Raw genomic sequence first — 15,410 nt, 5'->3', positions numbered from 1 at the left:
TACCTTTGAGGGGCATCTTTTTTCAACTACATGTGCCATATATTCATCTTTAAAATATTTCATCGTTGTCAATACCGGGTTAGGCGCAGTCTTCCCAAGACCGCACAATGAACCGATTTTTACTACTTCGGCAAGCTCCTCTAAAAGTTGTAAGTCTTTTATATTCGCATTACCTGACACTATCTTTTCTAAAATCTCCAGCATCCTTTTTGTTCCTTCTCGGCACGGCACACATTTGCCGCAGGATTCTCTTTGGGTAAAATCCATAAAAAACCGGGCCACTTCTACCATACAGCTATCCTCATCTAAAACTACCAAACCGCCTGAACCCACCATAGCACCGGCAGCCTCCAGAGAATCAAAGTCCATAGAAATATCAAGATGCTCTTCGGTCAAACATCCGCCTGATGGCCCTCCAATCTGAACCGCCTTAAACTTCTTGCCGTTCCTTATGCCTGCACCTATATCAAATATTATTTGGCGAAGTGTAATACCCATAGGCACTTCAATTAAGCCCGTGTTGTTTATATTGCCTGTCAATGCAAATATTTTCGTTCCGGGGCTTCCGGGAGTACCTATAGTCAGATACCAATCAGCTCCGTTAGATACTATAAGAGGTACATTTGCAAAGGTTTCTACATTGTTTAAAACCGTAGGTTTCCCAAAAAGGCCCTTTTCAACAGTGCGAGGCGGTCTGGGGCGAGGCATTCCCCTAAAGCCTTCAATGGACTGAGTAAGCGCCGAACCCTCACCGCATACAAACGCACCTGCTCCCTTGTTGATATGAATATCAAAATCAAAATTGCTGCCTAATATGTTTTCCCCGAGAAATCCCCATTCATGTGCTTGTTGTATAGCCACCTGCAGTCTTTTAACCGCCAGAGGATATTCACCTCTTACATATATGTAGCCTTCCCTGGCTCCAGATGCATATCCTGCTATTATCATGCCTTCAAGCATCCGATGAGGATCACCTTCCATTACACTGCGATCCATGAAGGCTCCGGGATCTCCCTCATCTCCATTGCACACCACATACTTTATATTCGCATCCTGCATAAGAACTTGTTTCCACTTTTTCCCTGTCGGAAACCCTGCTCCACCGCGCCCTCTAAGTCCGGATTTTAAAATCTCATCGCAGACCTCTTCAGGTGTCATTTCCGTTAACACCTTTGCAAGTGCTTTATAACCGCCACATACAATATAATCTCTTATGTCTTCGGCATCAATTTTGCCGCAGTTTTTCAGCACAAGGCGCGTTTGACGGCGATAAAAAGGAATTTCATCTTCTTTTAGAAACTCTTTTTTATCGGCAGAGTCTTTAAACAAAAGCCGCTTAACAGGTTGCTTTCTCAAGACTGTGCTTTCAACAATCTCCTCAACATCCTCGGCCTTTACCTTTACATATAAATAGCCTTCAGGTTCAATTCTAACAAGAGGGCCCATTTCACAAAATCCGTGGCAGCCGCTAGAAGATATGCCGACTCCTTCTTTCCCTTCTTGAATTAGCTTTAGATCAGTATAAAGCCCCTTTTTGTGTAAAACTTCTTTGAACTTTTCGTAGACCTCCAGTGAACCGTTAGCAATACACCCGGTTCCTCCGCATACAAGAATACGCATGTGGTAGCCTTGCACCATTTTACTCAATTCATCATATTTCCCTTGCAACTCATCAACTGTCCTGATCATTGCAGCTTACCTCCTTTATATCATCAATCAGCTGCCTTACCTTCTCAGGTGTCACATTGCCGTATACCTTGTCATTTATAACAATCACAGGGGCTAGACCGCATGCTCCCAAACACGAAACAGTTTCTAGCGTAAAGAGCATATCATCGGTCGTTTTTGCATCACCTTTTAAATTCAGTATTTCTTTGGTAGTAGATAGGATTTTATCCGAATTTCGCACATGACATGCCGTTCCATCACAAACCTTTATCAGATTTTTCCCTTTTGGCTCCAGTGAAAAGCTTTCATAAAAAGTAGCAACGCCAAATATTCTAGATGGCGCTATTCTCATAGCAGTGGAAATGTAAACAAGAATTTCTTCCGGCAAATAGCGATAAATCTCCTGCACTTCCTGAAATATGCTTATAAGATTTGACGGTTTATAATCATATTTTTCAAGAATCTCGTTTACCTTTTCAAAGTTTCTGCATGAAATATCATTTACCAAATTTAAGTCCTCCTTTATCACGGTATTTTGAAATCCAATGCATATGTGATTGTTAATACTTTCACAAATAAGAGCAAAAAATAAAGCCGTAAAATATTGGTTACCCGTGTCTTTTATCTTTGATAGATATTATATTTTATTGTTAAATATTTGTCAATATATATTATACTTTATTTTTCTCAAAAAACGAAATAAAATCATATGCGTTATGGACTGTATAATAAAAATGCCGGCAAAGCAATGTTCCCCCAGGTTAATGCAAAGTCAATTTAATTAGTGTAAACTTTTTGAGCCAATTGAATAATATACTATTAAAGTATAAAAAGGAGGATGGTGGTATGATAATATATATTGTACAATCCGGCGACACTCTCAGCATGATAGCAAATCGATTCAATGTTACCGTCCAAAAAATTATAGAAAACAATTGGGTCGGAACTGATATGATGATTGTTCCGGGGCAAATTCTCTTCATCCCCAAAGACCAACATGCATGTGATGCAGAAGATGCTATGGATCCTCTATCAATGCTAAAGCCTTATATTAAACAGGAAGTCCTTTATGTTGTGCAGCGCGGAGACACCCTACCCACTATTTCAAGAAGGTTTGACAGTACAGTAGACGCCGTTGTAAAAGCCAACAACTTAGAAGGCCCCAGTGCCACAATATATACCGGCCAAGTTCTCAGAATTCCAATTATCGGGTTTCGGTAAAATTAACTACCCCCTCATCTTATAGAAATATAACTATTATTTAGATGAGGGGGTGATTCTTTATTTTATTAAAACTTAAAGACAAAAATGTGATTCAAGTATATGAAAAGATGGCAAAACTGATTCATATAGCACATTTATGCAGCTTTATAAAATTGTAACAAATTCCTCACAGTTTTTTCAAAATTTTATTTTAAAATATTAATTGAGAAATATTAATTAAAAATATTAATAAGGAAGGTGATGAGGTTTGTTAAAGCAACTTGAATTTAAGGGCTCAAGCTTGAGGAGAGTAAAAAAATTAGCAGTAATATTTTTTATCTTATGCTTTATTTTATGTGAAACAGCTTACGCTGCAAATGCTTTAGTTCTCTATACTCCATATCCGGGGATTTCGGCTCAACCGGGCAGTAATATAACATTCCCTCTCACAGTAAAGGGCTCGGGATTCGTAGACCTTGAAGTAACTTCCGTGCCTTCCGGGTGGACAGCCGGAATTTATGGCAACGGTATGAGAATACATCGGGTCTATGTGCCTTCAGATAATGCCGCAGAGGCAGAGCTTAGAGTCAAAATTCCATCTGATGCAAAAAGCGGCAGCTATAACTTGTCGGTTAAAGCTTCTGGAGCCAGTGGAACTGCTAACCTTCCTTTGAGTATTAGAATCGATGACGATGCAGGCGGCGCCGACAAGATAGAAGTTCAGTATCCTTCGCTTTCGGGACCGGATACGGCAAGTTTCAGTTTTAGAGGCACATTGTACAATAACAGCGGCCGCCCCAGATTTTACAGTCTCGGTGCCGATGCTCCCGAGGGCTGGCAGGTATCCTTTAAGCCGGCGTATCAAAACAATCAAATTACAAGTCTTAGTTTAGAGGCCGGCAAGTCTCAAGACCTTGACATAATTGTACAACCTCCAAAAGGAGTTAAGGCAGGCAAATATACTATAACGGCAGCGGCGGTCTATGGTAGCGAGGTTGCCAAGGCAGATCTGGAGGTAGTAATTTCCGGAACATATCGTCTCGAACTGTCTACGCCGTCGGGTCGATTAAATCAGGACTTAACTGCCGGTAAAAAGGGCGCACTAACTCTCGAACTCGAAAACAGTGGAAGTGCAAACCTGCAAGGAATAAATCTTTCTGCAAAGGCACCGTCCGGTTGGACCGTAACCTTTGAACCGAATACCATTGAGATGCTAAAGAGTGGAGAAAAGAAACAGGTTACCGCCTTTATTACTCCCAGCGCCAAGGCCATTGCAGGAGACTATATGGTTACAATAAATGCTACAGCTGCAGAAACATCTGACAGTGCCGATATTAGGACAACCATCCATACCTCTACGCTCTGGGGTTTGGTAGGGGTTGTAATAATCATAGGAGTAGTGGCCTGGGTAGTTACAACCTTTAGGAAATACGGGCGGCGATAACCATGAACGGACAAAATATAATTGAAATTCAAAACCTTACAAAGCGTTACGGTTCCATCACTGCAGTGGATAATTTGAATCTTTCGATATCGAAGGGCGAGATATTCGGCCTGCTCGGACCAAACGGCGCTGGAAAGACCACTACAATATTGATGCTTATGGGGCTTTCCGAGCCCACTTCCGGCAGTATCAGTGTGGCAGGTTTAAATCCGACCCGCGAGCCAATCAAAGTAAAGCGGATAGTTGGCTATATGCCGGATAGTATTGGGTTTTACGGTGATATGACAGGTAGGGAAAACCTTTATTATACTGCAAAACTAAACAGGATTCCCGAAGAACGGCAGGATGACTTAATCGACAGCCTTCTGGCTAAGGTAGGCCTTAAAGATGCAGCAGACAGAAAAGTCCGCGAGTATTCAAGGGGCATGCGCCAGCGGCTGGGTGTGGCCGATGTGCTTTTAAAGGACCCTGAAGTGGTATTCCTGGATGAGCCTACTTTAGGTCTTGACCCGGAAGGCACTGCAGAGCTTTTGGACATTATAACGGAGCTTGGCAAAAAAGAAGGCAAAACCGTTCTGATATCCTCTCATCTCCTTCATCAGGTTCAGGCTATTTGCGACAGAGTTGGAATTTTTGTAAAGGGCAAACTTGTAGCGGCAGGCACCATTTCTGAACTTGCCCAAAAAATAGGCGGCGAGCGGGCGATTGAAATTAAGGCAAGCCCTATAGAGGCCTTTCCGTCTGATGTGGTAAGGTCGATGCCCGGCGTTAATTCAATCAGCATGCAAAATGACATGATTGTTATTGACGGGGCAGGGCATGAACTTGCACCCAAAATAGTAAGGGAACTTGTGGCACAAAATATGGATATTTACCACTTGAAGATACGCGGTTCCGATCTTGATGATATTTATCATCGGTATTTTCAGGAAGGAGGTGCAAGTAGCAATGGATAAGTTAAAGGATTTTCTCTTGAAAAAATTCAAAAGCTCTTCTTCCGAAGAAAATTCCGGCGGCGTAAAAGTGGTATTTATAAAGGAACTGGCCGACCAGCTTTCAAGCATAAGATGCCTTATTCTGTTTGCCTTGATTGCGCTTACAGGGATTGTCTCATTTTACTCGGCAGCCTCTAATATAGGGGCAGTAAGTGAAGATTCAGGAGCAAACTTCATACTTATTCGGCTGTTTGCAACTTCAGGAACTTCCCTGCCCTCTTTTACATGGTTTTTGTCATTGCTCGGCCCGCTTGTGGGGCTTTCCATGGGTTTTGATGCCATAAATGCAGAGCAAAACAGCGGGACACTGACAAGACTGCTGGCACAGCCCATATACAGGGATGATGTTATCAATGGAAAGTTTCTTGCACGGCTTTTCATACTGGCTCTGATGACATTTGCGCTTGGCGGTTTTGTGGCAGGTATGGGTATTATATTGACGGGAGTTGCACCGGAGGGTGAGGAAATCGTAAGACTCTTAATATATTTATTATTAAGCATAGTTTACATGGCTTTTTGGCTGGCACTTTCCATGCTGTTTTCAGTTATCTTTCGCCAAACGGCAACTTCGGCTCTTTCCGGCATCGCATTATGGCTGTTTCTTACCATATTTCTACCTATATTTGCAGGCATGGTAGCTGACACCCTCTACCCCATAACCGATAAAGCAGATGCTCTGACACAGCTAAATAATATCAGGATTGCTCAGGGCATAAGCAGGCTATCACCGTCAACGCTTTACAGCGAAGCGGCGATAACTATTCTCTCGCCAAGTGTCAGGACGTTGGGACCCGTATTGATGGAGCAGGCCTATGGAGCCATACCGGGTTTCTTGCCTCTGGGCCAGAGCCTGCTTCTGATATGGCCGCACCTTACAGGTCTTATAGCAGGAACTGTAATTATATTTGGCATAACTTATACGCTCTTCATACGGCAGGAAATCCGTGCTTGAATTATCTAATATTGCCCAGTATATTTGCTATTTTGGCACAAAATAAGACACCGGCGGCTTGGAGCAAATTAATACCCCTTAAGCTTAAGTTTCAAAGCTAAGGGGTATTCATATTAATAGGTATGCATCAAATGTTGTGTACCTAATATTTTATTTTAGCACCGCACCGGTATTGGCAGATGTTACAAGGCGTGCATAGCGGGAAAGGTATCCCGTTTTTACCTTGGGCTCAGGCTGCTGCCATGAGGTCTTGCGGCGTGCCAGTTCTTCATCTGAAAGAAGCACTTCAATTTTTCGGTTATTTATATCTATTCGGATTATGTCGCCGTCTTGAAGTAGGCCTATGGGGCCGCCTTCCATGGCTTCAGGAGAAATATGCCCTATGGATGCACCTCGGGTAGCCCCCGAAAATCTTCCATCGGTGATAAGTGCCACATCCTTATCAAGGCCCATACCTGCTATTGCCGAGGTTGGCGATAGCATCTCCCGCATGCCCGGGCCCCCTTTAGGCCCTTCATAGCGGATAACCACCACATCGCCCTTTTGAATCTTGCCGGAAAAAATTGCCTCAGTAACCTCTTCTTCAGAATTATAAATCCGTGCCGGGCCTTCATGATAGAGCATCTCCGGCGCCACAGCAGCTTCCTTGACTACTGCGCCGTTTGGAGCAAGGTTGCCGCGAAGTATGGCAAGACCTCCTGTTTCTCTATACGGATTTTCCAGCGGATGAATCACATCGGTATTTTCAATCTCGGCATCGGCAATATTTTCGCCGATCGTCTTACCGGTAACTGTAATTAAATCCAGATTGAGCAGTCCCTTACGCGAAAGCTCCTTCATAAGCGCAGATATTCCCCCTGCTTCATGAAAGTCCTGGACATGATAGTGGCCGCTGGGAGCAAGTTTTGCAAGATAGGGAGTCCTTTGACTTATCTTATCGAAAATATCAAGCTCAAGCTTTATGCCGGCTTCATGGGCAATCGCCGGAAGATGGAGCACCGTATTGGTTGAACCTGCCATACCCATATCAACGGTGATTGCATTTTCAAAAGCTTCTCTTGTCATTATATCCCGCGGTTTTATATCCTGTTTTACCATTTCCATAACCTGCATGCCGGCCTTTTTTGCCAAACCGATACGTGCTCCCGAACTTGCCGGTATGGTTCCGTTGCCGGGAAGGCCCATGCCTAAAGCCTCAGTCAGGCAGTTCATGGAATTTGCCGTAAATATACCGGAGCATGAACCACACCCGGGACAAGCCTGTTGTTCTACTTCCTCAAGCTCTTTTTCGCTTATCTTTCCCGAAGTAAATTCAGCCACCTTTTCAAAACAGGTATTAAGGTCTATGTCCTTGCCTTTATATCTGCCTGCAAACATAGGCCCGCCGCTTATAACAACAGCCGGTATGTTAATGCGTGCCGCCGCCATGAGCATTGCCGGCACGATTTTATCACAGTTAGGTATGAGCACCAAGCCGTCAAACCCGTGAGCAATAGCCATTGCTTCGATGGAATCTGCTATGAGTTCACGAGAGGCCAAGGAATATTTCATACCTATATGCCCCATTACAATCCCGTCACATACCCCTATAGCAGGAAACTCTATGGGCGTGCCGCCGGCCATTGCAACACCCAGTTTTGCTGCCTGTGCTATAGTATCCAAGTGAATATGTCCGGGAATTATATCATTTTGTGCATTTACAATGCCTATTAAGGGTCTTGCCAGTTCCTCTTTAGTATATCCCATTGCATAAAATAGCGAGCGGTGCGGTGCTCTCATAACTCCTTTTTTTACTCTATCACTTATCATTGGATTTCCTCCTTTGCCAGTGTCTTATCCGGGTCCGGTGCATCATATATGCTCTCTTTGCCTCGCTGCAATGCTATGCCGCCGGTCCTTACTATTTCAATTATACCATAGCGTTTCATCAAATTTAAAAATGCTTTGACTTTGCTTACATCTCCCGTAAGCTCTACAATTACCGATTCAGGCTCAATGTCTATAATCTTACCCCTAAATGTTTCAACAATTTGAAATACTTCAGTTCTGTTAACATCATCAGTTCTTACTTTGATAAGGGCAAGTTCCCGCTGAACAGAAGCTTTTGCATCGAGCTCTACGACCTTTATCACATCTACCAGTTTTTCCACCTGGCTTTTTATCTGAGAAAGCTCCCTCTCGTCACCTTCAGCTACAATAGTAATACGGGATATCTTTGGGTCATCGGTTTCCTCACCAGTAAAGCTGGTTATATTGAAGCCTCTTCTTGTAAAAAGCCCTGAAATCCTTGTAACAACACCATACTCATTGTGAACAAGCACCGAAAAAATTGCTTTACGCACTTTAACACCTTCTTTTTAATTTTTCATTAACTTATATTGCGGCAAAGGGATCGCTTCGTCCGCTTTCAATGTCAGAAGTAGGATTTTTCTATAAGACCTTACAAGTATCATATCAATTACGGTATATCCTTTTTGATACAAAACTCCTCCCTCCTAAAAAAACAAACCCAAATACCAGGAAATAATGCTCTCACCCATAAACAAGCTGACAACGCTGCCTAAAGCTATAAAAGGCCCAAAGGGAATGGCATCTTTCATTTTCTTGCAATTTAATACAATAAGGAAAATACCGACGATGCTGCCAAAGATAAATGAAAGCAGCAGGGATAAAACGGTAAGCCTTAAGCCTAGAAACATTCCCACTGTTGCAAACAGCTTTATATCGCCCCCGCCCATGCCGCCTCGGGAAAGGACGGCTATCAAGAAAATGATGCTGCCTCCCAGAACAAAACCCAGCAGATAATTAGGTAGGTCTTTCCAATGAAACACAATATTTATCAATAAACCTGCAGCCATGGTAGGCAATACGACTTTATCAGGTATGATTTGATGCTTTAAATCTATAAAAGTAGAAATTATAAGGCAAATAATCAATATAATTGCCGCCAAAAAGTCAAAGGTGAACCCAAATTTAATAAAGCTCAAAACAAACATAATACCTGTTAAAAGTTCCACAAATGGATATTGTAGGGAAATCCATTCACCACATCTTCGGCATCTTCCCCGAAGCCAAAAATAGCTTAAAAGTGGAATCAAATCTAAAGGCCCAAGATTATAACCGCACCTGGGGCAATGAGTCGGTGGGTATACCACCGACTCGCCCCGAGGGATACGGTATATGCATACATTTATAAAACTGCCGATAACAGTGCCTAATATAAAGATGAAAAGGTTCAATAGGTCAGCCCCTTCCGTGGGGAAAATCTGATATGGTTCTAATCTCGACGTTTGCCCTTTGTAGGTGCGGTTAATGACCGCCCGCATGACGACCATACCAACTAAAGGTCTACCGGCCCTTTGCCTTAGAGTAGTTGCTATACAGATACAGAAAGCAAACAGAAAGCAATATGTGTTAAACATATAATTGTCAAAAGAAGATCCCACAATAGAATCAATTATGCTTATTCGAGGGGTTATTGAAGAAAGCAGGATCGTAGTAGGATTTTAACTACGATGGGAATACTATTACTATTACTACTATGAACTAGGTTCTGCGGTAGAGGTTAAATTATAACTATCCTTCCCTGTTCTTTCATATTTCCACTTTGCTATTTCATCATCATTTAGATCTAAATAATCTTTTAGTTTGTCTTTTGGTAGTTTATTATCAGTATCGTCAGTCGGATATTCCATATTTTCAGCATAGTATCTTTCCAATGCATTTATAATAATTTTTTTATTGGCATCGTTTATGGTATCTTCTGCATCATCTTTTATATGGGCAACCTTCGGTACCACCAGCGTCGCCAAAACCCCCAGCACTGCGATAACAACAATCAGCTCAATTAGCGTAAAACCTTTTTCTCCCTTTACTCTCTTATGGGAAGCTCTTCCAATTTTTATAATCAAATCTTTCACCCCATTCCTTTATAGCCGCCATTTCTACGAAAATAGGCAAGAAGAAGTCCCTGATGCTTATGCTATTTTAAAGCCAATGAATAAGCGGCAGATATTGCATAAATCATTATTGTTGGGTATCAAGTGGCTTAAAACCCCATCTGTACACGCTGTTTATATCTTGCTCAGGACTGATTAAGCCTCTGTCATACAGCTCACGGACAGAGCTTTCCATAGTTTGCATTCCGTATTTGCTCCCTGTCTGTATGGATGAATATATTTGATGGGTTTTCCCTTCCCTTATCAGGTTTTTTATGGCCGGTGTGGATATCATGACCTCCACCGCAGGAACCAAACCCTGCCTGTCCATCCGAGTTACAAGCCTTTGTGAAATAACCCCGAGCAATGTATTGGCCAGTTGGATTCTCACTTGCTGCTGCTGATGAGGCGGGAATACATCGATAATCCTGTCCACGGTCTGGGGCGCACCATTGGTGTGTAATGTAGAAAGCACCAGATGACCGGTTTCCGCAGCTGTAATAGCTGTTGAAATTGTTTCCAAATCTCGCATTTCTCCAACAAGAATCACATCAGGGTCCTGCCTTAAGGCTGCCCTCAATGCCGCTGAAAAGCTTTGTGAGTCAGTTTCTATTTCCCGTTGATTTACGATGCTTTTTTTATGTTTATGTAAAAACTCTATGGGATCTTCTAGTGTTATTATATGACAGCTTCGCTCAGTATTGATAATATCTATCATTGCTGCCAATGTAGTAGATTTGCCGCTTCCAGCCGGTCCCGTTACCAAGATGAAACCACTCTCTTTTTCGGCCAAAGTTCGTATAATTGGCGGTAAGTGCAGCTTTGCAAGGGACGGAATCTCGTAAGGTATGAGTCTTATGGCAAGACCTATGGAGCCTCGCTGTTTAAAGACGTTTACCCTAAATCTCCCAGTTTGAGCCAGGGACAACGACAAGTCTATCTGCCCTTCTTGTTCTAACACCGCTTTTTGTTTCTCGTTTAAAATCTCGTCGGCCAGAGCCTGAGTGGATTTGGGGGTCAATATGTCCATTTCGGAAAAAACTAACTTCCCGTATATGCGCATGACCGGAGGCACGCCAGCGGTCAGATGGAGGTCTGATGCGTTGCTTTTGGTAGCCATTTCCAATAAATTATTAATAGTTAGCATAAATTCAATTCCCCTTAATTTTCTACTGTCGAAGCCTTCAAAATTTCGTCAGTAGTGGTTGTACCCTTTAAGACTAAATCCACTCCGCTTTCCTTTAAGGTTTTCATGCCGTTCTTATAGGAAGTGTAGAAATTCTCAAATCTACATTTATTCCGTCAAACTCAAAATTTTTTCTTCCGTCCTGGGGTAGACGCTTTATTGTAATATCCATATCGGAGATTATCTTTATTCGAGCTGTTACGGCATTGTGCAGATGCTTGGGATACTTCATGATCTCATGCAATATGCCGTCTATTCTATAACGAATCTTTACAACATCTTCCCATGGTTCTATATGTATGTCACTTGCCCCATCCCGTATTCCCTGCTGAATGATGGAGTTTACAAGCTTAACTACAGGTGCTCGTTCCGAAGCCTCAAGTTCATTTTCTGTAGTAGTGTCCTTACCCATATCTGCACCGGCCAGCTCGTCAATAACCTGTTCTATGGATTCCTTCATGGTATAATATTGGTTGATCACTGTGAGTATATCGTCTTCATCGGCTAGTACCGGCTTGACATTAAGCCCAGAAATAAGTTTGATGTCGTCAACAGATTGTATCCATATATTTTTTTAATATGCAAAAATTGATAATCTATGTTTTAACTGTAATATATATCAATATCATCTATTTTTCAACACTCTATGGCACAAAAACAAAAATATGATATATAATTTATTTAATTAAAAACCTTTTGTAAATCTGTTGACTAATTACATTAAAGTTATAAAATGGAATGTACTTCCACAATTACTATAATTACTTTGATATCATCTTATACATCTTCGAATTAATACCGGGGAGGTTATAAAGCATGAAAAGATTGGGAATTCTCACCGGTGGCGGGGACGCTCCCGGATTGAATGCGGTGATTCGAGCGGTTGCCAAAGTGGCAGCGGCGGAAGACGCAGAGCTTTATGGTTTTAGAAACGGGTATAGCGGCCTCATTCGAGGAGATTATTTGCGATTGGAAAAACAGCACATCTCAGGACTATTGCCCCGTGGTGGTACAATTCTGGGCACTAACAATCGGGACAACCCTTTCAATTTTCCTGTTAAAGAGGGTAATAAAACTGTTTATAGGGATATGTCTGATAAAGCCGTGGAAAACCTTGAAACTTTCCAAATCGACTGTCTCATAGTCATCGGCGGGGACGGAAGTCTTGCCATTGCTCGGGAACTCGCGGAAAAAGGCGCCCGCATAATAGGTGTTCCAAAGACCATCGACAACGACATGCAGGGCACAGATCAGACCTTCGGTTTTGACACTGCTGTAACAACAGCCACCGATGCCTTAGACAAGCTCCATACCACGGCCGAATCTCACCATAGGGTGATGGTTTTGGAGCTCATGGGAAGGTACGCCGGTTGGATAGCGCTTTATAGCGGTGTGGCGGGCGGTGCAGATGTGATTCTGATACCAGAAATCTCATGGTCAATTGAAAATGTGGCAAAAAAGATAATTTCTAGGAAGGCAGAAGGTAAGCCTTTTAGTATCATAGTAGTTGCCGAAGGTGCAAAAACCCCCAAAGGCGAACAGGTGGTAAGGGACACTATAAAAGGTAGTGGTGACCCTATTCGCCTAGGGGGTATAGGTCATCTGGTTGCCCGTATGGTAGAGAATACCACCGGTTTTGAAAGTCGTGCAACAGTATTGGGACACTTACAAAGAGGCGGTTCTCCGTCGCCCTTTGACCGAATTTTGGCCACACGCTACGGCGAGGCCGCCGCAAGGCTTGCGCTTGCCGGGGAATTCGGCAAAATGGTATCCCTTAAAAATGGTGAAATTACTTCATTGACTTTTGAGGAAATTCCCTCAGGTTGCAGAGTAATCCCCGCAGAGCACTCTTTGATAAAAGCAGCCAAAAGTTTGGGAATCAGCTTCGGTGATTAATTTATCATCCACCAGTTTTTCTAACTGGCTTTTTATCTGAGAAAGCTACTCAAATGAAGGCAGTTGTATATATTTCTTAATTTGGACATGGACTTCTTACAAATTCAGATAATCTTTCAGCACTTCTTTCGACAGCTTATTTCCTGAATCTGAGTTCGGATATTCCATATTATTTGCATAGTATCTTTCCATTACGTTTCTAATCATTTTCTTATTTTCATCCTTAGCTGCTATTTCAGCATTGCCCTTTACATATATTATAATTTTTAGAATTATCAGTGTTGCTAAAATATCAAGGACTACAGTAACAATTATGAATTCAATTTATGAAACAAGATTTAGCTTTCAATTGATATATTTAATTCAATAATTATATCATCATCAACAATAATTTCCACACACAAAACCTTTTCAGTACTTAATTTTGTTGTAATGTTTTCTCCATACATAAGTGTAGGACTTGAAATACCGATTCTTATGTTTTCCTTAGAAAACTCTGTACTTGCATTTGCGGTAAGCATATTGGCAAGCTCAGATAAAGCACTTTGAGCCATTTCATTAAATTCATCGACCGGCATACCCATCATCATTTTTGAAGAAATTTTTTTTGCATCATCCATATTTATAAAGTATACTACATTTCCCTTTAAATCCCCGACAAGACCTATTATTATAAGTATACCGTCCGTCTGCAATTGTTCCCCTTTAACGCTTAATTTGCCCCTTTTAATACTTTGAAATCCTATTTGCGGCATCACATTTTGAAACGCCATCAAAAAAGGGTTTACATGTTTTGCATCCATTCAGAATCACTCCTGCTAAAGCCAGTATTTAAAAGCATTTTACCGAATTCTGCATCGACAATTATTAAAGAAGTCTTAAGTTTTGTCGATAATATATATAATATTACCAACTTCTCGACCGATTTACAACTAAAATAACTAAACAGATTAATGCGCTAATGAATACCAGCTTTTAATAAGTTGGAACTTTAAAAAACAGTCCCTAAATAAAAGCGTCAAAACTTTTATTTAGGGACTGTTTTTATTTTGGTATATAGATAAAACTTATAAATGTCAGCAACATATTGCCGATTAATTACCACCCACGCTCGGCATAGTGGTCTTCTAATTTATCTATTTCAATGCTTTGCATGGCCTCACCCAAGTTTTCGGATATTTGGGCTAAAACATCAGGATTGTTATAGTTTGCAACAGCATCCACTATAGCCTTTGCCATTTTCTCCGGGTTGGCAGATTTGAAGATACCGGAACCTACAAATACTCCGTCACACCCAAGCTGCATTAACAGAGCTGCATCAGCAGGAGTTGCAACGCCGCCGGCGGCAAAGTTTACAACAGGAAGTTTGCCTTCCTTGGCTACATACTTAACTAGGTCAAAGGGAGCACCCATCTCCTTGGCAGCACTCATGAGCTCTTCTTCAGGCGTGCTGGCAAGTTTGCGGATTTGCCCCATAACGGTTCGTATGTGTTTTACTGCTTCAACTACGTTGCCGGTACCCGCTTCACCTTTGGTCCGAATCATGGCAGCCCCTTCACCTATACGGCGGAGGGCTTCACCGAGATTTCTGGCCCCACATACAAAAGGTGTTTTGAATTTAGTTTTATCAATATGAAAGGCTTCGTCCGCGGGAGTTAAAACTTCGCTTTCATCTATGTAGTCAATTCCTAATGCCTCTAAAATCTGGGCTTCTACGAAATGCCCAATTCGGCATTTGGCCATAACGGGTATTGATACCGCTGCTTTAATTTCCTTAATAATTTTTGGGTCTGACATGCGAGCAACTCCGCCCTGTTTTCTGATATCCGCAGGTACGCGCTCTAAAGCCATGACCGCTACAGCTCCGGCCTGTTCGGCGATCTCGGCTTGTTCCGGAGTAGTGACATCCATTATGACGCCACCCATTAATTTAGCATTGATTTGACTTGACATGTTTTAACCTCCTTGTTTTCACTGCTTAAATAATGTGGTATAATCAATGTATCGGTACAAAATGTTTAGTGAGTTGAGTTTTTACAGTTCATGGTACACTTTAATCATTTTGTACATACAATATTATGCCATTTTACAAAGTGTTTGTCAATACACTTTGTAAAATTTAGGCTTT

15 protein-coding genes are annotated in these 15,410 nt (G+C 41.9%); 5 read left to right on the top strand and 10 right to left on the bottom strand.

Going from position 1 to position 15,410, the window contains the following annotated elements; translation table 11 throughout:
- On the bottom strand, positions 1–1,689 hold a 1,689-nt coding region (locus BUC45_RS07735; RefSeq protein ID WP_296971406.1), incomplete at its 3' end, for a NuoF family protein.
- Positions 1,673–2,176: an NAD(P)H-dependent oxidoreductase subunit E gene (locus BUC45_RS07730; protein ID WP_296971405.1), complete on the bottom strand. Its 504-nt coding sequence runs from the start codon at positions 2,174–2,176 to the stop codon at positions 1,673–1,675. The genes BUC45_RS07730 and BUC45_RS07735, both read right to left, overlap by 17 nt.
- 338 nt (positions 2,177–2,514) lie before the next feature.
- Here BUC45_RS07730 and BUC45_RS07725 point away from each other — a divergent pair, with 338 nt between their 5' ends.
- The 4 genes from BUC45_RS07725 to BUC45_RS07710 all read left to right on the top strand — a co-directional run bounded on the left by BUC45_RS07725 (position 2,515) and on the right by BUC45_RS07710 (position 6,262).
- Positions 2,515–2,889: a LysM peptidoglycan-binding domain-containing protein gene (locus BUC45_RS07725; protein WP_296971402.1), complete on the top strand. Its 375-nt coding sequence runs from the start codon at positions 2,515–2,517 to the stop codon at positions 2,887–2,889.
- Between the two features lie 250 nt (positions 2,890–3,139).
- Entirely contained in the window at positions 3,140–4,315 is a 1,176-nt protein-coding gene (locus BUC45_RS07720; RefSeq protein WP_296971400.1) for an NEW3 domain-containing protein, read from the top strand.
- 2 nt (positions 4,316–4,317) lie between these two features.
- Complete coding sequence (locus BUC45_RS07715) at positions 4,318–5,271, top strand: ABC transporter ATP-binding protein (RefSeq protein ID WP_296971398.1); 954 nt, start codon at positions 4,318–4,320, stop codon at positions 5,269–5,271.
- Entirely contained in the window at positions 5,264–6,262 is a 999-nt protein-coding gene (locus tag BUC45_RS07710) for an ABC transporter permease subunit (RefSeq protein WP_296971395.1), read from the top strand. Before BUC45_RS07715 ends, BUC45_RS07710 begins: the two co-directional genes overlap by 8 nt.
- 150 nt (positions 6,263–6,412) lie before the next feature.
- Here the strand turns inward: BUC45_RS07710 and ilvD are convergent, their stop codons facing one another.
- From ilvD to BUC45_RS07680, 6 genes are all read right to left on the bottom strand, one after another.
- The gene (gene ilvD, locus BUC45_RS07705; protein WP_296971394.1) at positions 6,413–8,071 is read right to left on the bottom strand and encodes a dihydroxy-acid dehydratase; all 1,659 of its coding nucleotides are present in this window, start codon (positions 8,069–8,071) and stop codon (positions 6,413–6,415) included.
- Positions 8,068–8,604: an acetolactate synthase small subunit gene (ilvN, locus tag BUC45_RS07700; RefSeq protein WP_296971392.1), complete on the bottom strand. Its 537-nt coding sequence runs from the start codon at positions 8,602–8,604 to the stop codon at positions 8,068–8,070. The genes ilvD and ilvN overlap by 4 nt, the downstream gene beginning before the upstream one ends.
- Before the next feature lie 153 nt (positions 8,605–8,757).
- Positions 8,758–9,501: an A24 family peptidase gene (locus BUC45_RS07695; protein ID WP_276792113.1), complete on the bottom strand. Its 744-nt coding sequence runs from the start codon at positions 9,499–9,501 to the stop codon at positions 8,758–8,760.
- A gap of 300 nt (positions 9,502–9,801) precedes the next feature.
- Positions 9,802–10,182 carry a type II secretion system protein gene (locus tag BUC45_RS07690; RefSeq protein ID WP_296971391.1) on the bottom strand — a complete coding sequence of 127 codons (381 nt, stop codon included), beginning with the start codon at positions 10,180–10,182 and terminating at the stop codon, positions 9,802–9,804.
- Positions 10,183–10,288: 106 nt separating this feature from the next.
- Positions 10,289–11,347: a type IV pilus twitching motility protein PilT gene (locus BUC45_RS07685; RefSeq protein ID WP_276792117.1), complete on the bottom strand. Its 1,059-nt coding sequence runs from the start codon at positions 11,345–11,347 to the stop codon at positions 10,289–10,291.
- Positions 11,348–11,450: 103 nt separating this feature from the next.
- Positions 11,451–11,867, bottom strand: coding sequence for an ATPase, T2SS/T4P/T4SS family (locus tag BUC45_RS07680; protein ID WP_276792120.1), 417 nt, complete (start codon positions 11,865–11,867; stop codon positions 11,451–11,453).
- Between the two features lie 335 nt (positions 11,868–12,202).
- Here BUC45_RS07680 and BUC45_RS07675 point away from each other — a divergent pair, with 335 nt between their 5' ends.
- A complete protein-coding gene (locus BUC45_RS07675; RefSeq protein WP_276792122.1) occupies positions 12,203–13,282 on the top strand; it encodes an ATP-dependent 6-phosphofructokinase in 1,080 nt (359 codons plus the stop codon).
- A 338-nt stretch (positions 13,283–13,620) separates the two neighbouring features.
- Here the strand turns inward: BUC45_RS07675 and BUC45_RS07670 are convergent, their stop codons facing one another.
- A complete protein-coding gene (locus BUC45_RS07670; protein ID WP_276792124.1) occupies positions 13,621–14,085 on the bottom strand; it encodes a chemotaxis protein CheX in 465 nt (154 codons plus the stop codon).
- Between the two features lie 295 nt (positions 14,086–14,380).
- On the bottom strand, positions 14,381–15,235 hold the full coding sequence (pdxS, locus tag BUC45_RS07665) for a pyridoxal 5'-phosphate synthase lyase subunit PdxS (protein ID WP_296971390.1): 855 nt from the start codon (positions 15,233–15,235) through the stop codon (positions 14,381–14,383).
- Between the last annotated feature and the right edge of the window lie 175 nt (positions 15,236–15,410).

The sequence above is a fragment of the Tepidanaerobacter sp. EBM-38 genome, from assembly GCA_001896545.1.
Classification (GTDB): domain Bacteria; phylum Bacillota; class Thermosediminibacteria; order Thermosediminibacterales; family Tepidanaerobacteraceae; genus Tepidanaerobacter.
This window is presented reverse-complemented; position numbering and strand designations above follow the sequence as displayed.